Source organism: Microcella sp. (genome assembly GCF_025808395.1).
In the GTDB taxonomy this organism is placed as follows: Bacteria; Actinomycetota; Actinomycetes; order Actinomycetales; family Microbacteriaceae; genus Microcella.
This window is the reverse complement of record NZ_CP075524.1, coordinates 338,630-357,326: the sequence shown is the minus strand read 5'-3', so window position 1 is coordinate 357,326 and position 18,697 is coordinate 338,630. Positions and strand designations below refer to the sequence as shown.

The following is an 18,697-nucleotide window of genomic DNA, read 5'->3' as shown; positions in this document are numbered from 1 at the left end:
TTCGTTTCTCGGTCGGTCAGTGGGACGAGACCTCAGCGGTGCTGGCGATCGCTCGCCCCACCTCCTCGGCGACGGCGGCGGCACCGTGCTGGGCGAGCACGATCGTGTAGTGGTTGACATCGTCGATCTCGACGACCCTCAGCGGTGTGAGAGCCCGCTGGTCGTCGGCATGGCCCGGGGCGTACAGCGCCGTCGGCTCGTTGAGCAGGCCTCTCGGTGCCCGCAAGAACGACGCAGGTGCCCGTACTGCCCTCAAGGCCTCGAGGTACCAGTCGGGCCCGTAGAGCTCGACGACGTCGGCACTTACTGCCTGCAGCACCGCCGACGGTCGCAGTGCGGGTTCGACGCCTTCGAGGTCGTAGTCGACATAGCCCTGCACGACCGGCGACCACTGCTCGGCGAAAGCGGGATGCCGGTGCCAGAACTGCCGATACTCTTCTCGGCTTGCGAACGTCATGCTGAGCCGCTCGCCGGCGGGTCCCAGCAGCTCGGTGCCCGATGCCGTCGGCGAGACCGACGCAGGTCGCTGCAGCGGCAGCCCGCCATCGACGAGGGTCAGCGTCAGCACACGGTCGGGGTGGAGAGCGGCCGTGACCACCGACACGAAGGCACCCATCGAGTGAGCGACGAGGTGGGCGGCCGGCACCTCGAGCGCGTCGAGCACGGCGATCAGGTCGGCGGCGTGCTGACGCAGGCCGGCGGCTCCGGCGACGCTGCTGCTGCGGCCCCTCCCCCGCAGATCGGGGGCGATCAGGCGCACGTGAGGCAGTGCCGCCGCCACGAGCGGCCAGCAACGATGGTTGGCCGTGATGCCGTGCACGGCGAGCACCGGTGCAGCGCCGGAGTGAACGGCGGCGTCATCGGCGCCGTTGTACACGCCCACCGCGAGATCGCCACCCTCGACCGGAACGCTGACCACGGGGGGCTCGAGCTCGATCATCGCGCGCTCCATCCGCCGTCCATCGTGTACGAGGCACCCGTGACCATGCCTGCCGCGTCACTGCAGAGCCACGTGGCCAACGACGCCACCTCGTGCGGCTCGACGAGGCGCTTGATGGCGCTTTCGGTCAGCATGACCCGATCGACCACCTCGTCTTCGGCGATGCCGTGCACCCGTGCCTGGTCAGCGATCTGCTTCTCGACGAGCGGAGTGCGCACGTAGCCGGGGTTGATGCAGTTGCTCGTGATGCCGTGCGCACCGCCCTCGAGCGCGGTCACCTTCGAGAGGCCTTCGAGGCCGTGCTTGGCCGAGACGTAGGCCGACTTGTAGGCGCTCGCCCTCAGGCCGTGCACCGAGCTGATGTTGATGACGCGCCCCCAGCCCTTCTCGATCATGCCGGGCATGGCTGCGCGCGTGAGCATGAACGGCGAGACGAGCATGAGGTCGACGATGAGCCGAAACCGAGCGGGGTCGAAGTCGACGATCGGGCTGACGGTCTGGATTCCGGCGTTGTTGACGAGGATGTCGGCGTCGAGTCGAACCTCGGCGAGAGCATCCAGGTCAGAGAGATCGACGACCCACGGCTCGCCACCGATCTCAGCAGCGACGCGCTGGGCACCCTCGTCGTCGCGATCAGCCACGATCACGTGCGCTCCCTGCGCGGCGAATGCCCGCGCGCAGGCCTCGCCGATGCCGCTCGCGGCTCCCGTCACCACCGCGCGCCGACCGCCCAGCTCTGTGGCCATCACGAACCCTCCCCCTCTGATGGCCCCTCACCGGGCCGTGCCTGCAGCGCATTCTCGATGAAGCGCATCATCTGCTCGAACACCTCGTCTGGCAGCTCGCTCGTACCGCTCGCGAGCGGGTCTGCGTCGGCGCCCGCAGCACCGTCAGCACCCCACAGCACCCAGCGCATGCCGATCATCTCGCCGATGCCCATGAGCGCCCAGGCGGCGACCGTGGGGTCGATGTCGCCGACCTCGCCGCGATCGCGGGCAGTGCCGAGCCCCTCGATATAGCCCTCGACGATGCGTGAGTAGTGCAGCTTGAGCGAGCGGGGCGAGACGAACTCTGCCTCGCGCACGACTCGATAGAGCGCGGGGTGCTCGGCGGTGAACCGGAAGAAGCCGCGAAAGCCCTCTCGTTCGCGCTCGATGCGCGTCATGCCCTCGGTCGCCCGTTCGGTCATCGCGTGCCGCACTCGCCGGTTGAGGTCGTCGACGAGCTCCTCGAAGATCTCGAGCTTGCTGTCGAAGTAGAGGTAAAAGGTGCCCTGCCCGACTCCCGCACGCTCGGTGATGCGCACGATCGACGCGTCGGCGTAGCCGTGCTCGGCGAACACCGACTCGGCCGCGTCGAGCAGCGCCCGACGCGTGCGCTCACCGCGAGCGGTGCGAGGCGCCTCGCTCATGACTCGGCCTCAGCGAGCGCGTCTGCGCGCACGCGCGCGCTCTCGCTGGGGTGCACGTCGCGCAGCTCTCGGCGCAGCACCTTGTCTGCGCCCGACCGGGGAATCCGGTCGACGAACCAGACTCGTTTCGGCACCTTGAACCGCGCGAGTCGTGCCGCGCAGTGCTCGACGAGGGCCTTCTCGTCGACAGCCACGCCCGTTCGTGCGACCACCCAGGCTTCTGGCACTTCGCCCCAGCGGTCGTCTGGCACTCCTGCGACGGCCGCGTCTGCCACGGCAGGGTGCTCGAAGAGCACACTCTCGATCTCGGCGGGCGCCACCGATTCGCCGCCCGTGATGAAGATGTCGCTCAGTCGGTCGACCACGCGGTAGTAGCCGTCGGCATCGCGCTGCATGAGATCGCCCGTGCGCAACCACCCGTCGCGCAGCACGTCTGCCGTGCGCTCGTCGTCTCTGAAGTATCCGGCGAACACGCTCGGGCCTCGCACGAGCAGCTCTCCGGCACCCGCACCGTCGATCGTCTCGTCGGTGACCGGGTCGACGAGGCGCACCTCGACGTGCGGGTACGGCCGACCGGCCGAGCCCACCCGAGAGCGCGCGTCTTCGTCAGGCAGGCAGAGCACGTTCGGCGAGGCTTCGGTGAGGCCGTAGCCCTGCACGAGCGCTACGTCTCGGGCATGCCAGGTGCGCAAGAGCGGCTCTGGCATGGGGGCGCCGCCGACGAGGGCGTGGCTGAGGGTGGTGAGGTCGGTGCGACCGAACGCCGGGTGCTCGGCCAGCAGCAGGTAGTTCGCCGGCACGCCCATCATCGTCGTGATGCCCCTGTCTTCGATCAGGTGCAGCACTCTGCCGGGGTCGAAGGTGCGCTCGAGCACGACCGTGGCGCCCGTCCACCAGGCGAGCAGGGGCTGCACGTTCCAGCCGCCCACGTGATACTGCGGCATGACCGCCAGCACCGTGTCGGCACTCGAGATCTCGATGGTGCGCGAGAGCGCAAGGTTCGTCCAGAAGCAGTTGGCGTGCGTCAGCACCGCCCCCTTCGCAGCCCCGAGGGTGCCCGAGGTGAAGATGATCAGCAGAGGGTCGTCATCGCGCACGGCACGCACGAGCGCGTCGCCGTCGCGCATCGATCGACGAGGCAATGGCGGTGTTCTCTCGATGCCGCGCAGTCCGGGCGCGGCCTGCGGCGGCGGGTCGAGAAGGCGCTCGGCCGCCGCGGCGCCGAGCGACGCGAACTCGTCTTCGACCACGAACGCCATCGGCTCGGCGAGCTCGAGCTGCTGAGCGATCTCGCGAGGCGAGAGGCGCCATGAGATCGGCACCAGCACGAGTCCGGCCTGCGCGCACGCGAAGAACAGCACGACGTGGTCAGAACTGTTGCCGGTGAGGGTGGCTATGCGGTCGCCGACCCCATAGCCTGCGTCGCGCAGTCGCTGCGCCAATTGCGTACTGCGCTCGTGCAGATCGCGATAGCGCAGCACGACCCCGCGGTCGTCGATGGCCACTCGATCGGGCGTTGCCACGGCGCGATCGACCGTCCACCGCCCGAGCGTGTGCAACCCTTCTGGGTCGTCTGCGCTGCTCATCAGCGTCACGTGGTCACCGCCAACATCGTCGTTCGCATGGAGTGTCGTCGAACTGAGATCACCGAGCCAGGTGCAAACCTGACAGGTGATTCAGGTATTGGTGAGCGTAGGCACTCTTGCCCGCCGTGTCAACAGCCAGTGGCAGCTAGAAGAGCGAGACCGGCTTGACGATGTCGGCGTAGATCAAGAGGGCGCTCATGACACCCAGCACGAGCACGACCGCGAGCGTGATCGGCACGAGTCGAGCCGTGTCGACCGGGCCGGGGTCGGGCTTGCCGCGCAGCTTCGCGAACCAGCGCCGCAGAGCCTCGAAGAGCGCCCCGGCGACGTGCCCGCCGTCAAGCGGCAGCAGCGGTATCAGGTTGAAGACGAAGAGCGCCACATTGAGTGAGGCCAGAAGCCCCGTCAAGAAGCCGATGCGCTCGACGATCGGAATCGTGTCGATGCTCGCGATCTCGCCCGCGATGCGACCGACCCCGACGACGCTGATCGGCCCGTTGGGGTCGCGCTCAGCTGGTCCGAACGCCGCGTTCGCGACATCCACCATGCGCTGAGGCAGGTTGATGATGATGCCCACCACCGCCGACACATTGTCGCCCACGGCGGGCAGCACCGCGGTGACCGGCTGCTGCACGGTCTCGTAGGCCGCGGCGATGCCGATGAATCCGACCTCTTGCGTCAGCGGCTCGCCGTCGGCGCCCTCGACCACGCGCCCGCGGTCGTCGACGACATAGCGCTCAGTCAGCAGCGGCGTGAGCGTGGTCTGCACCGTGCGGCCGCCGCGGTCGACCGTGAAGTCAAGCGGTTGCGCGGCCGATGCTCGCACAGTGGTGAGCACGGCATCCCACGAATCGATCGGCACCCCGTCGATCGAAACGATGCGGTCACCCGGCTGCAGCCCCGCCTCGGCGCCCGGAGCAAGCGGATCGCCCGGCACGCACTCCTGCCGCTCGCTTGTCGCCGGCAGCACGCACTCGTTGACGCTGCCGAGCGTCGTCGACGGCTGCGCCACCCCGAAGCCCATGAGCACGACGGCGTAGAGCACCACGGCGATGACGAGGTTCATGAACGGCCCGCCGAGCATGATGATGATGCGCTTGTGCACCGGCAGGCGGTAGAAGGTGCGGTGCTCTTCGCCCTCAGCGATCGTGTCGGCAGAGGCCGTGCGAGCGTCTTGCACGAGCGTCTGGAAGAAGCCCGTCGTCGAATAGCGCGACGCCGACGCACCGGCCACGGGCGGATACATGCCGGCCATCGAGATGTAGCCGCCGAGCGGAATCCACTTGAAGCCGTACTCGGTGCCGCCGCGGCGCCACGACACGATCGTGCGCCCGAAGCCGATCATGAACTGGCCCACTCGCACACCGAAGAGCTTCGCGGGCACGAAGTGCCCCAGCTCGTGCAGCGCGATCGAGACGATGAGCCCGACGACGACCACGAGAATGCCGACGAGGTACAGCAGCACAGTCTCCACGAGCGGCCACTCTAGCGCCGCGCGCTCAGCGCACGCCCATGAGCTGGTCGGCGTCGAGCCGAGCACGGCGCTCAGCCTCGAGCACACCCTCGAGCGTCATCGGCTGCGGCTCGTGCCGATCGACCACGGCCCGCACGGTGTCGAGAATGTCGAGATACCCGATGCGGCCCTCGTGAAAGGCGTGCACGGCCTGCTCGTTCGCGGCGTTGAAGACGGCGGGAAACGTCGCGCCCGCGAGACCGACCTGCTTCGCAAGCGTCACCGCCGGAAAAGCCTCGTCATCGAGAGGGGCGAAGCTCCAGGTGGATGCTGTGCTCCAGTCGAGCGGAGCACCCACCCCCTCGACCCGGTGCGGCCAGTCGAGGCCGAGCGAGATCGGCAGCCGCATGTCGGGCGGCGAGCACTGCGCGATCGTCGAGCCGTCGACGAACTCGACCATCGAGTGCACGATCGACTGCGGGTGCACCGTCACCTCGATGCGGTCGTATGGCACGCCGAAGAGCAAGTGCGCCTCGATGACCTCGAGGCCCTTGTTGACGAACGTCGACGAATTGGTCGTGATGACCGTGCCCATGTTCCATGTGGGGTGGGCGAGGGCCTCGGCGGGGGTCACAGCGGCGAGCTCTGCTCGCGTGCGGCCCCGAAACGGTCCGCCGCTCGCCGTCAGCACGAGACGCCGCACCTCATGCTGCTCGCCGGCGAGCAGCGCTTGCGCGATCGCCGAGTGCTCGCTGTCGACCGGCACGATCTGCCCCGCAGCGGCGAGGTCGGTGACGAGCGACCCGCCCACGATGAGACTCTCTTTGTTGGCGAGCGCCAAGACGCGACCGGCGCGCAGCGCCGCGAGGGTGGGCGCCAGCCCCACCGACCCCGTGATGCCGTTGAGCACGACATCGCACGAGACATCGCGCACCAGCTCGGCGGCCGCGTCGGCACCGAGCGCGATGTGCTCGACGCCATGCTCGTGCGCTTGCGCCTCGACCAGCTCGCGATTGCGACCTGCCGCGAGGCCGACGACGCGAAACCGGTCGGGGTTCGCGGCGATGACCTCGAGCGCTTGCACGCCGATCGAGCCCGTCGAACCCAGAATGATGACGTCGCGCATGGTTCTCATCATGCCCGACCGAGAGCGGGCATCCGGTCGTCGATTACGAGGCGGCGAGAATATCGACGACGAAGACGATGACGTCGTTGGGGCCGATCGAGCCATCGGGAGTGCCGCCGCTCGGGCCGTAGCCGAGGTCGGGCGGAATGATGGCGATGATCTGCGAACCGACCGTCTGGCCCACCAGGGCGTCACGGAATCCCTGGATCACCCCGCTCGTCGGAAAGTCTGCCGGCACCCCGCGCTGCCAGCTCGAATCGAAGATCTGACCCGTGTTCCAGTTGAGGCCGGTGTAGTGCACCGTGACCGACTGACCGTCTTGCACGACGGGGCCCTCACCGAGAATCAGCACGGCGAGGTCGAACTCGGTGCCGGGCTCGCCCGCCGGAAGCGTGATGGTCGGAGCCCCGTTCTCATCGAGCTCGACCGTCGGAAAGCCCTCGGGCGCATCCTGGGCAGCGCCCTCGGCCCGCGCGAGCGGCGGCGGCACGATACCCATGACGTCGATCACGAAGACGAGCGACTCGCTGCCGGTGAGCCCCAGCTCAGGAACCCCCTGCTCGCCAAAGCCCTCGCTCGGCGGAATGACGCCCGCCAGTCGAGACCCCACAGTGGCGCAGTCGAGCAATCGCGAGAAGCCGACGAGCTGCGGGCTCGAGGTGTCGATCGGAAAACGTTCGGCGTTGACGCCAATGAAGCCCGTCGAGGCGAGCTCGATGACCGTCTCGCCGTTGAACACGGTGTACTCGATGAGCACTGTGTCGCCGTTCGCGGCCGTCTCGCCGTCGCCCTCGTCGAGCACCGTGCGCTCGGTCGAGGCGGCCGTCAGCGGGCCGTCGAACGAGATGACGGGCACCGAGCCGAAGGCACCATCGACCGAGACCGCGTCAGAGGCCGAACCGTTGGTGGCGCAGCCGTCGAGCGTCGGCTCTGCCGAGTCGCCGGGCGCGCAGGCCACGAGCGAGAAGAGCAGGCCGGCACTGACGCCGAGCGAGAGGAGAGACGATGAGCGGCGCACGACGGAATCCTTACAACGAGACGGGCACGAAGCGCCCATCCTCCCACGCCGAGCCTTGGTGTTCGCTCCGGCGCGGCGCTCACGAGCCTTCGACGAGCGTGGTGGGCTCGTGGCGCACCTCGAAGTTCACCGAGTTGGCGATGAAGCACAGCTCGCTCGCCCGATGATGCAGTTCTGCGGCCCGGCGCGCATCCGCCTCATCGTGGTGCGCAGCGATCGTGACGACGGGCCGCAGCGTCGCCTGCGAGAGATGGCCGCCGTCGCCCTCCTGCTGCAGAGTGCCGGTGGCGTCATCGTGGTAGTCGACCACGACGATGCCATTCACCGCGGCGACGTGCAGATAGCTGAGCATGTGGCACTGCGCGAGAGCTGCGATGACGAGCTCTTCGGGGTTCCAGCGGTCGGCGTCACCGCGAAACGTGCGATCGCTCGAGCCGTCGATCTCGTGACGCTTGCCCTCGGCGCGCACGCGGTGATCGCGACCGTATGAGCGGTAGGTCGACGTGCCCTCGCCCCGGTTTCCCGTCCACTGCAGGCTCACCGCGTAGCCGTGCTCGTGCCCCATAGCGCTCTCCTCAGCCATTCCGAACCGCTCAGCAGGGCCCGGAGTACACTCAATCTCACCATGACTGACACACTTTCTGCGCCCTCATCACTGTCGTCGGAAGGTGCCGCGGTGGCGCAAGAACGCCGCATCGTCACCGCCGTGCCCGGCCCCGCTTCGCAGGCCATGCATGAACGCAGGCTCGCGGTCGTGAGCGCGGGCGTCGGCACCTCGTTTCCGCTCTACATCGACCGAGCGCACGACGCCATCGTCGTCGACGTCGACGGCAACCACTTCATCGACCTCGGCGGCGGCATCGGCGTCATGGGCGCCGGCCACACCAACGACGCGGTCGTCGCCGCCGTGCAGGAGCAGGTCGCCAAGCTGACCCACACGCTGTTCACCGTGACGCCCTACGAGCCATACGTGCGCGTCGCCGAACTGCTCGTGCAGCACACTCCGGGCGACCACGCCAAGAAGGTCGTGCTCGTCAACTCGGGCGCCGAGGCCCTCGAGAACGCCGTCAAGATCGCGCGCAAGCACACCGGTCGCGCGGGCGTGGCCGTGCTCGACCACGGCTACCACGGCCGCACCAACCTGACGATGGCCATGAACTTCAAGGCCATGCCCTACAACCTGGGCTTCGGGCCGTTCGCGAGCAACATCTACCACGCGCCCAGCTCATACCCCTTCCACGACGGTCTCTCAGGCGAGGCGGCGGCCGCGCGCACCATCAGCTACCTCGAGAAGCGCGTCGGTGCGGCCGACCTCGCCTGCCTCGTCGCCGAGCCCATTCAGGGAGAAGGCGGCTTCATCGTTCCGGCCGAGGGCTACCTCGTCGCCCTGCAGCAGTGGTGCACCGAGAACGGCGTGGTCTTCATCGCCGACGAAGTGCAGTCGGGCGTCGCCCGCACGGGCGCCTACTACGCGAGTGAGCACTTCGGGCTCGTGCCCGACATGGTGACGACCGCCAAAGGCATCGCGGGCGGCATGGTGCTCGCCGGAGTCGTCGGCCGCGCCGAGATCATGGACAGCGCGCACGCGGGCGGGCTCGGCGGCACCTATGGCGGCAACCCGGTCGCGTGCGCCGCCGCGATCGCCGTGTTCGACCAGATCGAGCAGCGAGACCTGCTCGGCCGGGCGCGCCACATCGAATCGGTGCTCAAGCCCCTGCTGCTCGAACTGCAGCAGAAGCACCCCCGCATCGGCGACGTGCGAGGCATCGGCGCGATGCTCGCCATCGAGTTCGTCGACCCAGACACGCACGAGCCAGACGCCGACATTGTCAACCGCGCCGTGGCTGCGGCCGCCCAGCAGGGAGTGCTGCTGCTCAACGCCGGCACCTACGGCAACGTCATCAGGTTCTTGCCCGCCCTCACCATCAGCGACGAGCTGCTGCGCGAGGCGATCTCTGTGCTCGACGACGCGCTCTGGGCAGGGTGACACCCGCTGCCGGTGCACGAGTGATCAGCGAGCTCGGGGTCGAGGGCAGCGTCGAACTCGCGCGGCTCGAGCGCAGCGGCCTCATCGAGTCTCGACACATCGGCGCGGCAGCCGTCGTCGACAGCGACGGCCGGCTGCTGCGCGCCGTCGGCGACGTGCACGCCACGATCTACCCCCGCTCGACCCTCAAGCCGGTGCAGGCGATCGCCATGCTCACCGCCGGAGCACGCTTCGCCGACGACGAGCTCGTGCTCGCGCTCGCCAGCCACTGCGGCAGCCCCGAGCATGTTGCGGTCGTCGAACGGATGCTCGCCGACGACGCGCGCACTGAGCAGTCTCTGCAGTGCCCCGCGCTCTGGCCGCTCGGCAGCGAGCAGCGCGCGGCCCTCCAGGCCGCCGGGCTCGGGCCGACGCGGCTCACGATGAACTGCTCGGGCAAGCACGCCGGCATGCTGCGCGCCAGTGACGCGCTCAACGCCGACCCCGGCGGGTATCTCGAGGCGGAGCATCCGGTGCAGCGCCTCATTCGCGACGTCGTCGAGCAGTACACCGGCGAACCGGTGCGGCACCGCGCGTCAGACGGCTGCGGGTCGCCGATGCCCGCCGTGAGCCTCGCCGGCCTCGCCCGTGCCACCGCGCGCATCGCCTCGGCGGCCGAGCCGCACACTGCCAGGGTCATGGCCGCGGTGCGCGCCGAACCCTGGGCCATCGACGGCCGGGGCCGGGCGAACACCGTGGTCATCGAGCGGCTCGGCGGCCTCGCCAAGCTCGGCACCGAAGGGCTCGTCGTCATCGCCACACCGGGCGGAGTCGCTGTCGCGGTCAAAGTGCTCGACGGATCGATGCGGGCGACGACTCCTGTCGCCTTAAGCCTGCTCGCGGCAGAAGGAGTCGTCGACCCGCTGGTGGCGGCAGCGCTCATCGATGAGACGAGCGAACGCGTGCGGGCGGGCGATCGCGAGATCGGCCGGTTGCGCGTCAGCGAGTTCTGAGCCGACTACCTCTGCTTGGCCATCCGCCGTCGCTTGGCCGCCGCGCTGAACTGCGAGGCGAGCACGAGAATGATCGCCAAGAAGAAGACGGCCGACGCGATCACGTTGGCCTCGGCGGGAATACCGCGAGCAGCAGCCGTGTAGACGAAGCTCGGGAAGGTGACTTCTGCGCCACGGTTGAAGTTCGTGATGATGAAGTCGTCGAAGCTCAACGCGAACGACAGCAGGGCCGCGGCGACGATGCCGGGCAGCAGCATCGGAAACGTGATGCGCCAGAACACCTGACGCGGGTTGCCGTAGAGATCGCGCCCGGCCTCTTCGAGCGCCGGATCAAGGCTCGCGACACGTGCGCGCACGGTGACCACGACGAAGCTCAAGCAGAACAGCGTGTGGGCCAGAATGATCGTTCCGAGACCCTTCGGCACCCCGGCCTGCAAGAACTGCGCAGCCAGACCTGCGCCCAGCACGACCTCGGGGGTCGTCATGGGCAAGAAGATGAGCAGGGTGGTCGCGTTGCGGAACCTGAACCGGTAGCGCACGAGGGCGAGCGCGATCATGGTGCCCAGCGTCGTCGCGAGAATCGTGGCGATGACACCGATGAAGATGCTGTTGCCGAAGGCCCGGCAGACGTCTTGGGCGTCGCACACCGACAGCCAGTTATCGAAGGTGAAGCCGCGCCAGATGATGTTCGTGCGGCGCGCATCGTTGAACGAGAAGACGATCGTGTAGACGATCGGAATGAGCAAGAAGACGAAGGCCATGCCCGAGTAGACCCAGATGGCGTACTTTCCGAAGCCTCTCACAGCAGTTCCTCCGTTCCGCTGCGCTTCACGTACAGACTCACCAGAATGAGGATGAACGCCATGAGCACGATCGACAGCGCCGCCGCCGCCGGAAAGTTCTGCAGCACGAGGAAGTTGGTCTCGATGACGTTGCCGATCATGGTCGTGTCGGCAGAGCCGAGGAAGTCGCGAGACGCATTGATGTAGTCGCCCGCCGCTGGAATGAACGTGAGCAGCGTGCCCGACATCACTCCGGCCGCCGAGAGCGGCAGCGTGACCGTGCGGAAGGTGGTCGCCGGGCTGCCGTAGAGGTCGTTGCCCGCCTCGATGAGGCGAAGATCGAAGCGCTCGAGCGTCGCATAGATCGGCAGAGTCATGAACGGAATGAAGTTGTAGGTCAGACCGAAGATGACCGAGAAGGCTGTGCCGGTGATCGCCTGCCCTGGGCCGAGAATGCCGATCGACGACAGGATTCCTGAGATCGGCCCCTCGGTCGCGAAGATCTGCTTCCACGCGAGGGTGCGCAGCAGGAACGAGATGAAGAACGGCGCGATGACGAGCACCAGGGCGAGGGCCTGCAGCAGCGGGTACGGCCGCAACGTGATGCCGATGAAGTACGCGAGCGGAAACCCGATCAGCAGCGCGAAGAGCGTGGCGAGGGCGGCGTAGCCGGCAGAGCGCACCGACTGCTGCCAGTAGGTCTCGAGCACGAAGGTGTAGTTCTGCCAGTTGAAGGCGTTCTGAAACTGACCGAACAGCACCGGGTCTGGCACCTGGAGACTCGTGATCACGAGCGAGATCAGCGGAGTCACGAAGAACAGGATCAGATACAGGATGCCCGGCAGCAGCAAGAACAGGGCGATCGGGCTTCTGCGCCGGGCGATCGGTTCAGCCGCCGCGGTCGAGCTCGAGAAGGCGGTGAAGGCCATGGCCTAGGCCCCCTCGAGTTCCGCTTCGAGATCTTTGCGCGACTGCACGGCGATCGTCGTCGTGTCGAGGTCGGCGTGGAAGCGCGACACCGGTTCGCCCTCTGCCTCATCGGCCAGCCCGAAGGCGTGGCCGACCGACCAGCTCAGCCACACTTCGTCGCCGTCGTGGTGCAGGCTCGAGATCGAGGTGTTCTGAGCGAAGACCGTGATAGCACCGTGGCGAGGAATGGTGACTTCGTACTGCGTGCTCACGCCACTGAACGACACGTCGGTGATGCGGCCGGGGCCGATCACGTTGCGCGCCGCCTCGCTCTTCGGCTCGGTGTCGTGCAGCGTCACCTTCTCGGGGCGAACACCGACGGTGACACGACCGTTGTGGCGCTGCGCCCTCTCGGTGGGCACTTCGATCTTCGAGCCGGAGGCATCGACGACGATCGATGTCGCTGTGCTCGACACGATGTCACCGGTGAAGAGGTTCGACTGACCGAGAAACTTGGCCACGAAGGCCGTGTGCGGCAGCTCGTAGAGGTCTTGCGGTGCGCCCATCTGCTCGATGCGCCCCTTGTTCATGACGGCGACCGTGTCAGCCATGGTCATGGCTTCTTCCTGGTCGTGCGTGACGTGCAAGAAGGTCAGGCCGACCTCGCTCTGAATGTCTTTGAGCTCGACCTGCATCTGCCGACGCAGCTTCAGGTCGAGCGCTCCCAGCGGTTCGTCGAGCAGCAGCAGCGCGGGTCGGTTCACGACGGCGCGCGCGAGGGCCACGCGCTGCTGCTGGCCACCCGACAACTGTGCGGGCTTGCGCTGGGCGAGGTGGTCGAGCTCGACGAGGCGAAGCGCCTCGTGCGCGAGCGGTTCGGCGTTCTTGATGCCGCGTCGCTTCAAGCCGAACGCGACGTTCTCGAGGATCGTCATGTGCGGAAACAGTGCGTAGCTCTGAAACACCGTGTTGACCGGGCGCTGGTAGGCCTTCGTCGCGGTGACGTCTTTGCCGCCGATCACGATGCGCCCCTGGGTGGGCTCTTCGAGGCCCGCGATGAGCCGCAGAGTCGTCGTCTTGCCGCACCCTGACGGCCCCAGCAGGGCGAAGAACGACCCTGCCGGGATCATCAGGTCGAGCTCTTCGATCGCCGTGAAGCCGGGGAACCGCTTGCTGATCCCCACCAGCTCGAGATCAGCACCCGCTTCGGCAAACCCCCCTTGCTGAACCTCGTTGTTCGTCACCTGGGTGGTACTCCTTCTCGTGAGGGGTGGTGTTATGCGCCGAGCAGAATCGCCTGGAATGCGGCCTGGTACTCGTTCTCTTCTTGCGGGGTGAGTCCGCGGAAGATGCTCGCCTTGGCGAGCGTCTCGTCGTCAGGGAAGATCAGCGTGTCTTCGGCCAGCTCGGGGTCGATCGCCACGGCAGCCTCTTGAGCACCCTCGACCGGCGTGATGAAGTTGACCCACGCAGCGACCTCGGCTGCCACTTCTGGCTCGTAGTAGTAGTTGATGAGGGTCTCGGCGTTGGTCTTGCGAGGCGAGCCGATCGGAATCATGAAGTTGTCGTTCCAGAGGGTTGCACCCGCCTCGGGCAGCACGAACTTCCACTTCTCGTACCCGGCCTCGAAGTTGAGCACCGTGATGTCACCCGACCAGCAGATCGCGGCGAGCGTGTCTTCGTTCACGAGGTCTTCGGTGTAGGCGTTGCCACGCACGTTGCGAACCTGACCCGACTCCATCTGCGTGCGGAACACGTCGAGCGCTGCGTTGAAGTCGTCCGCCGAGAAGTCGCCCGAGATGTCGACGCCGTTCTCGAGCATGAGCAGCCCGATCGTGTCGCGCATCTCGCTCAGCACGCCGACGCGCCCGGCGAGGTCAGAGCGCCAGAGGTCGCTGACCGATCGAACCTCGCCCGTCTGCTCGACGTTGTAGCAGATGCCGGCGAAGCCGCCCTGCCAGGGCAGCGAGTGCACGCGGCCGGGGTCGAACGAGGGGTTCTGCAAGCTGTCGACAAGGTTGGCCGCGTTCGGGATGTTGGCCTTGTTGAGCTCTTGGGTGTAGCCCAGCTGGATCCAGCGGTTGACCATCCAGTCGGTCAAGCACACCGTGTCTGCGCCGATGTCTTGACCGAGAGCGAGCTGGTCGCGCACGGTCGCGAAGTACGAGTTGTTGTCGTCGACGGTGATGAGGTAGTTGACGGCGATGCCGTACTGCTCTTCGAACGCCAGGAGGGTCGGGAAGTTTCCGTCATCGTCTTCATCGATGTAGAACGGCCAGTTCGCCCAGTTCAGCGTCGGGTCGTTGGCCGAGTTGTCTTCGGCGGGCCCGGCCGAGCTGTCGGCCGGCGTGCACGCGGCGAGCGCAAGAGCAGTGGCGCCCGCGCCGGTGCCGGCGAGCATGGTGCGACGAGTCAGCTGCGCACGCTTGGCCTGTGCGATCAGGCTGCGGATCATCGGGTCTTCGGGAAGAGGACGGTTCATGGCGTGCTCCTTCATGCGATTGCCGGTACGTCGGTGTCCGTTGCCGCTCGGGGGCGGTGAATCGATACTGTCACACGGCCGCCCGAACCCGCACCCCCGAACGCTTGATTCGGCCATTCTGAAACACAAATGTCACGAAATCAGCACTTCCATGAAAGAAACAGTGCGGAATCCATCGGTTTGGGGCGCTACGCTGAGTGTCGCAACGCAGCGCGGCGATGTGTCGATTCCCGCGCGCAACCGTCCGCGAGGAGACACTGATGAGAATCGCCGTTCCGGCTGAGGTCAAGAACAACGAGTACCGAGTGGCGATCACTCCCGCGGGCGTGCACGACCTGGTCGCGCACGGGCACGAGGTTCTCGTGCAGTCGGGTGCCGGTCTCGGTTCGTCGATCACCGACGCCGAGTACGCAGCGCAAGGAGCGCGCATCGTGCCCGATGCCGCGACGGCGTGGGGCGAAGCAGAGCTGCTGCTCAAGGTCAAAGAGCCGATCGCCTCCGAGTACGAGCACTTCAGAGACGGCATGGTGCTGTTCACCTATCTGCACCTCGCTGCCGAGAAAGACCTCACTCACGCACTGCTCGCGAGCGGCGTCACCGGCATCGCCTACGAGACCGTGCAGTTGCCGACCCGGGCGCTTCCCCTCCTCGCTCCGATGAGCGAGGTCGCTGGTCGCCTCGCTCCGATCGTCGGCGCGAACGCGATGATGCGACCGAACGGCGGCCCCGGTCTGCTCGTGCCCGGGGTTCCCGGAACCGACCCGGCGAACGTCGTCGTGCTCGGCGGCGGAGTCGCCGGAACGAACGCCGTGGCGATGGCTGTCGGCCTCGGTGCTGAAGTGACCGTTCTCGACACGAATATTCAGCGCTTGCGCGAGCTCGACGCGCTCTACAGCGGCCGAATCCGCACCATCGCCTCGAACGGCTATGAGATCGAGAAGGCCGCGGTGCGAGCAGATCTGCTCATCGGCTCGGTGCTCATCCCCGGAGCGAAGGCTCCGAAGCTCATCAGCAATGAGCTCGTCTCGCGCATGAAGCCTGGCAGCGTTCTCGTCGACATCGCGGTCGATCAGGGCGGCTGCTTCGCCGACTCTCGGCCGACGACGCACGCAGAGCCCACGTTCGCCGTGCACGACAGCATCTTCTACTGCGTTGCGAACATGCCGGGCGCGGTGCCGACCACCTCGACCTACGCCTTGACCAACGCGACGATGCCCTACGTTCGTGCGATCGCGAACCTGGGGTGGCGAGATGCTCTGCGCGCCGATGCGTCTCTCGCGCTCGGGCTGAACACGCACGCCGGCACCGTCACGAACGGCCCCGTGGGCATCGCGCACGCCTTGCCGTCGATCGAGCCCGCCGAGGCTCTCGCCTGACGAGCATCACGGCCGCGCCAGCGTCTGCCACCTGGCTCTGACGGGCGGTGAACCCGGTTCGGCCACCCAGCACTCCCCCGCGCGGGTGTCGAGGGGGGCCAGGCTGTCGCGGCACCCGAGCACCGCTCGCACGTCGGCCGGATCGACTCTGGTGAGCACGACCGGTGCGCTCTGCCGGGCGATCGACAGCACGCCCCACACCGACTGCCACGCTTCGGGAGTGGCGATCATGATGCGAGGATCGAGCGCCACGCTGCTGTCGGGGTCGAACGAGTGCGCCCCGAGACTGCGCACGTCGACGACGAGCCGACGCTCGCCGTGGTGGGCAGCGACCTGCTCGACGACCTCGGAGACATGGTTCGTGACGACGATGACGTCAGTCGCCTGCGGCAGTCGCCACACCGCCGCGCGACCGTCTGCCGGTGGGGGCAGCGCCGACGAGGGCATGAGCGAATGCAGCTGCAGCTCGTGCCACCAGCCCCTTCCGGCTGGCGCTCTGCGATCGAAGAGCCCGCGCGGGGCGCCGACCAGAGCATGCTCGTCTGCATCGGTGCAGCGCAGCATCACGCGACTCTCGAAGCGAGCGAGCAGTGCGGCTGCCCCGGGTGTCGAGATCGAGAGCGCGGCCGCAGCGGCGCCGCCCGCGGCACGCACTGACCGCACGGCGGCGTCCCACAGCGCGAGCAGCTCACCACTGCGCTCGCCCGCGCCGCTGACGAGCTGATCGAGGTCGTCAGCCAGCAGCAGCGTGCAGCCGATGGAGCCCTTCGACAGTCTCTCGAGGATCGCCCACGCTGCCGGAAGCGCAGCCGGCAGCACCACGACCGCGGCGTGCTCAGCAGCCTGTTCTGCAAGGGTTGCCAGCACCGTGGTGCGTCCGCTGCGAGCAGCGCCCTGCACCGCGAGCGAACCGTCTCTCTGGGGCACCCAGCGCGCGATCTGCCGGCACCGGTTGTCAGGATCATCGAGCACGCCGAAGTCGATCGTGCTCATCGGCGACGACGACTCGCCTGGCTCGATCGGCTGCTGCGATCTCAGGGCAGCAAGGTCGTCAGCGCTCACGAGGTCGGGCAGGGGCGGGCACCAGGTGCTGCTCGCCGGCTCGTGGCCGGACCACCGTCGACGAACCACCGTGATGTCGTCATCGCTGATGACCGCGATCTGCAGCAGGCGAGTGCCGCGCTCGTCGACGAGCGCCGCGCGGCCGGGAGGAGCAGTGACGAGCTCTCGAGCGAGATCGCCGACGATGGCGGCCGATGAGACCTCGGTGACCCGAAACGAGATGCGCACCGGGCAGTTCGCCGAGATCGCGTCTCTCACGATGCTGTTGGGGTGCTGGGTGCAGAGCACCAGGTGCACGCCCAGCGATCGACCTCGAGCGGCCAGGTCGCTGAAGACCGCATGCACGTCGGGAAAAGCCTCGATGAGCGCCGCGTACTCATCGACGAGCACGAGAAGCCGCGGCAGCAGTTCAGGGTGGTCGCGAAGGTCGCGGACTGCGGCCTCGGCGAGTGCTCGCTCTCGGTGCCGCAGTTCGGCACGCAGCGCTCGCACGGCGCGCTGCGCGACGATCGGGTCGAGGTCGGTGACCAACCCCGCCGAGTGAGGAAGGTCGGTGAGCCCCGCAAAGGTGGCGCCGCCCTTGAAGTCGACGAAGAGCAGTTGCGCTCGGCTCGGGGGCGCCGCAGCCGCCCAGCCCAGAGCGAGAGCGCGCAAGAACTCGCTCTTGCCGCTGCCGGTCGTGCCGCCGACGATCGCATGCGGGCCCGCCGCGACCAGGTCGATCTCATCGACCCCTGATGCTCCGACGCCGACGACCACTCCAGATAACTCGGCATCGTCGCGCCCACTGCACTCGAGCGAGCTCCAGGCGAGCGACACGGGCAGCTCTGCGCTGCCGCCACCGGCGCTCGGCAGAGTGCTCACCTGGCGCCTTGTCATGAACTCGGGGCGAACTCGACGCACCGCGGCCCCTGGCACCTGAAGGTCGAGAGCCGTTGCCGAACGAACGGTGATGACTGCGGCGTCGCCCGGCGACGTCTCGACGGCACCCCGCCGTTCGATGCGGACACCCGGCTCGCGACTCCACCGCCGCGCCAGAGCGTCAGCCACGAGCCCTTCGCCGACGAGCACGATCGGCCCCCGATCGATCATCACGGCAAGCTGAGGATTGACGGCGGCTCGAGCGAGCATCCGTCGACGCCGCTCGTCGTCGTCAGACTCGCCGTAGGGTCGCGAGATGTCAGCGGCGATCGCGCTCGGCCCCGCCGCGGTGCCGATACGCAGAGGCGAGCGCGCCCGCCGTTCGCGATCGCTGAGATCGATGAGCGGATGCCGCTCGTCGAGTGCCACTCGTTCGGCGTGGTGCGCTCGGTCGATCTCGACCTCGAAGAGCTGGCACTCTCGGTCGAAGCGCTCGCGCTCGGCCCTCACGTGCCGTCGACCCGCGCGGCGCGCATCGAGCAACGAGGCGATGGCGATGATCGGCCCGAGCGCGGCGAACATCAGCATGAAGGGCGAGCCCACCACGAGGCCGATGACAACGGCTGCCACCACCGGCGCCACGACGGCGACCAGCGGGAAGGGTGCGCGCGCTGCGGGGCGCGGCGGCTCGGGCAGAGGGGGCAGTCGCATG

At 67.8% G+C, this 18,697-nt stretch carries 16 protein-coding genes; 3 read left to right on the top strand and 13 right to left on the bottom strand.

Going from position 1 to position 18,697, the window contains the following annotated elements; all coding sequences use genetic code 11:
• Nucleotides 1–16 precede the first annotated feature (16 nt).
• The 8 genes from KIT89_RS01775 to KIT89_RS01740 all read right to left on the bottom strand — a co-directional run bounded on the left by KIT89_RS01775 (nt 17) and on the right by KIT89_RS01740 (nt 8,099).
• The gene (locus KIT89_RS01775) at nt 17–940 is read right to left on the bottom strand and encodes an alpha/beta fold hydrolase (RefSeq protein ID WP_297602765.1); all 924 of its coding nucleotides are present in this window, start codon (nt 938–940) and stop codon (nt 17–19) included.
• On the bottom strand, nt 937–1,686 hold the full coding sequence (locus tag KIT89_RS01770) for a 3-hydroxybutyrate dehydrogenase (RefSeq protein WP_297602764.1): 750 nt from the start codon (nt 1,684–1,686) through the stop codon (nt 937–939). Before KIT89_RS01770 ends, KIT89_RS01775 begins: the two co-directional genes overlap by 4 nt.
• Nucleotides 1,686–2,351 carry a TetR/AcrR family transcriptional regulator gene (locus tag KIT89_RS01765; protein ID WP_297602762.1) on the bottom strand — a complete coding sequence of 222 codons (666 nt, stop codon included), beginning with the start codon at nt 2,349–2,351 and terminating at the stop codon, nt 1,686–1,688. Before KIT89_RS01765 ends, KIT89_RS01770 begins: the two co-directional genes overlap by 1 nt.
• Complete coding sequence (locus KIT89_RS01760; protein ID WP_297602761.1) at nt 2,348–3,937, bottom strand: class I adenylate-forming enzyme family protein; 1,590 nt, start codon at nt 3,935–3,937, stop codon at nt 2,348–2,350. The genes KIT89_RS01765 and KIT89_RS01760 overlap by 4 nt, the downstream gene beginning before the upstream one ends.
• Before the next feature lie 145 nt (nt 3,938–4,082).
• Complete coding sequence (locus KIT89_RS01755) at nt 4,083–5,411, bottom strand: RIP metalloprotease (protein ID WP_297602760.1); 1,329 nt, start codon at nt 5,409–5,411, stop codon at nt 4,083–4,085.
• Between the two features lie 25 nt (nt 5,412–5,436).
• The gene (dxr, locus tag KIT89_RS01750; protein ID WP_297602759.1) at nt 5,437–6,516 is read right to left on the bottom strand and encodes a 1-deoxy-D-xylulose-5-phosphate reductoisomerase; all 1,080 of its coding nucleotides are present in this window, start codon (nt 6,514–6,516) and stop codon (nt 5,437–5,439) included.
• 43 nt (nt 6,517–6,559) lie between these two features.
• Nucleotides 6,560–7,534: an FKBP-type peptidyl-prolyl cis-trans isomerase gene (locus KIT89_RS01745; protein WP_297602758.1), complete on the bottom strand. Its 975-nt coding sequence runs from the start codon at nt 7,532–7,534 to the stop codon at nt 6,560–6,562.
• A 79-nt stretch (nt 7,535–7,613) separates the two neighbouring features.
• Nucleotides 7,614–8,099: an OsmC family protein gene (locus tag KIT89_RS01740; RefSeq protein WP_297602757.1), complete on the bottom strand. Its 486-nt coding sequence runs from the start codon at nt 8,097–8,099 to the stop codon at nt 7,614–7,616.
• Between the two features lie 60 nt (nt 8,100–8,159).
• On the opposite strand from KIT89_RS01740, the gene gabT reads away from it, so the two are divergent.
• A complete protein-coding gene (gene gabT, locus KIT89_RS01735; protein WP_297602756.1) occupies nt 8,160–9,521 on the top strand; it encodes a 4-aminobutyrate--2-oxoglutarate transaminase in 1,362 nt (453 codons plus the stop codon).
• The gene (locus KIT89_RS01730; protein WP_297602754.1) at nt 9,518–10,513 is read left to right on the top strand and encodes an asparaginase; all 996 of its coding nucleotides are present in this window, start codon (nt 9,518–9,520) and stop codon (nt 10,511–10,513) included. The genes gabT and KIT89_RS01730 overlap by 4 nt, the downstream gene beginning before the upstream one ends.
• A 5-nt stretch (nt 10,514–10,518) precedes the next feature.
• On the opposite strand, the gene KIT89_RS01725 is transcribed toward KIT89_RS01730, so the two are convergent.
• From KIT89_RS01725 to KIT89_RS01710, 4 genes are read right to left on the bottom strand one after another with little or no spacing between them, the layout of a single operon-like run.
• Nucleotides 10,519–11,274 (bottom strand): ABC transporter permease, encoded by a 756-nt coding sequence (locus KIT89_RS01725; RefSeq protein ID WP_297603880.1) that lies wholly within the window; start codon nt 11,272–11,274, stop codon nt 10,519–10,521.
• A 38-nt stretch (nt 11,275–11,312) separates the two neighbouring features.
• On the bottom strand, nt 11,313–12,224 hold the full coding sequence (locus tag KIT89_RS01720; protein ID WP_297602753.1) for an ABC transporter permease: 912 nt from the start codon (nt 12,222–12,224) through the stop codon (nt 11,313–11,315).
• A gap of 3 nt (nt 12,225–12,227) precedes the next feature.
• On the bottom strand, nt 12,228–13,448 hold the full coding sequence (locus tag KIT89_RS01715) for an ABC transporter ATP-binding protein (protein WP_297602752.1): 1,221 nt from the start codon (nt 13,446–13,448) through the stop codon (nt 12,228–12,230).
• Nucleotides 13,449–13,480: 32 nt separating this feature from the next.
• Entirely contained in the window at nt 13,481–14,686 is a 1,206-nt protein-coding gene (locus KIT89_RS01710; RefSeq protein ID WP_297602751.1) for a PotD/PotF family extracellular solute-binding protein, read from the bottom strand.
• A gap of 260 nt (nt 14,687–14,946) precedes the next feature.
• Between KIT89_RS01710 and ald the strand changes: the two genes are divergently transcribed.
• On the top strand, nt 14,947–16,062 hold the full coding sequence (gene ald, locus KIT89_RS01705) for an alanine dehydrogenase (RefSeq protein WP_297602750.1): 1,116 nt from the start codon (nt 14,947–14,949) through the stop codon (nt 16,060–16,062).
• A 6-nt stretch (nt 16,063–16,068) separates the two neighbouring features.
• Here ald and KIT89_RS01700 read toward each other — a convergent pair whose 3' ends face one another.
• Nucleotides 16,069–18,696 (bottom strand): FtsK/SpoIIIE domain-containing protein, encoded by a 2,628-nt coding sequence (locus tag KIT89_RS01700; RefSeq protein ID WP_297602749.1) that lies wholly within the window; start codon nt 18,694–18,696, stop codon nt 16,069–16,071.
• Between the last annotated feature and the right edge of the window lies 1 nt (nt 18,697).

Bases quoted from the DNA above. Each gene is read 5' to 3' on its own strand.
- KIT89_RS01775 (WP_297602765.1), bottom strand. From the start codon at position 940: ATGATCGAGCTCGAGCCCCCCGTGGTCAGCGTTCCGGTCGAGGGTGGC.
- KIT89_RS01770 (WP_297602764.1), bottom strand. From the start codon at position 1,686: ATGGCCACAGAGCTGGGCGGTCGGCGCGCGGTGGTGACGGGAGCCGCG.
- KIT89_RS01765 (WP_297602762.1), bottom strand. From the start codon at position 2,351: ATGAGCGAGGCGCCTCGCACCGCTCGCGGTGAGCGCACGCGTCGGGCG.
- KIT89_RS01760 (WP_297602761.1), bottom strand. From the start codon at position 3,937: ATGAGCAGCGCAGACGACCCAGAAGGGTTGCACACGCTCGGGCGGTGG.
- dxr (WP_297602759.1), bottom strand. From the start codon at position 6,516: ATGCGCGACGTCATCATTCTGGGTTCGACGGGCTCGATCGGCGTGCAA.
- KIT89_RS01740 (WP_297602757.1), bottom strand. From the start codon at position 8,099: ATGGGGCACGAGCACGGCTACGCGGTGAGCCTGCAGTGGACGGGAAAC.
- gabT (WP_297602756.1), top strand. From the start codon at position 8,160: ATGACTGACACACTTTCTGCGCCCTCATCACTGTCGTCGGAAGGTGCC.
- KIT89_RS01725 (WP_297603880.1), bottom strand. From the start codon at position 11,274: ATGGCCTTCGTCTTCTTGCTCATTCCGATCGTCTACACGATCGTCTTC.
- KIT89_RS01720 (WP_297602753.1), bottom strand. From the start codon at position 12,224: ATGGCCTTCACCGCCTTCTCGAGCTCGACCGCGGCGGCTGAACCGATC.
- KIT89_RS01710 (WP_297602751.1), bottom strand. From the start codon at position 14,686: ATGAACCGTCCTCTTCCCGAAGACCCGATGATCCGCAGCCTGATCGCA.
- ald (WP_297602750.1), top strand. From the start codon at position 14,947: ATGAGAATCGCCGTTCCGGCTGAGGTCAAGAACAACGAGTACCGAGTG.
- KIT89_RS01700 (WP_297602749.1), bottom strand. From the start codon at position 18,696: ATGCGACTGCCCCCTCTGCCCGAGCCGCCGCGCCCCGCAGCGCGCGCA.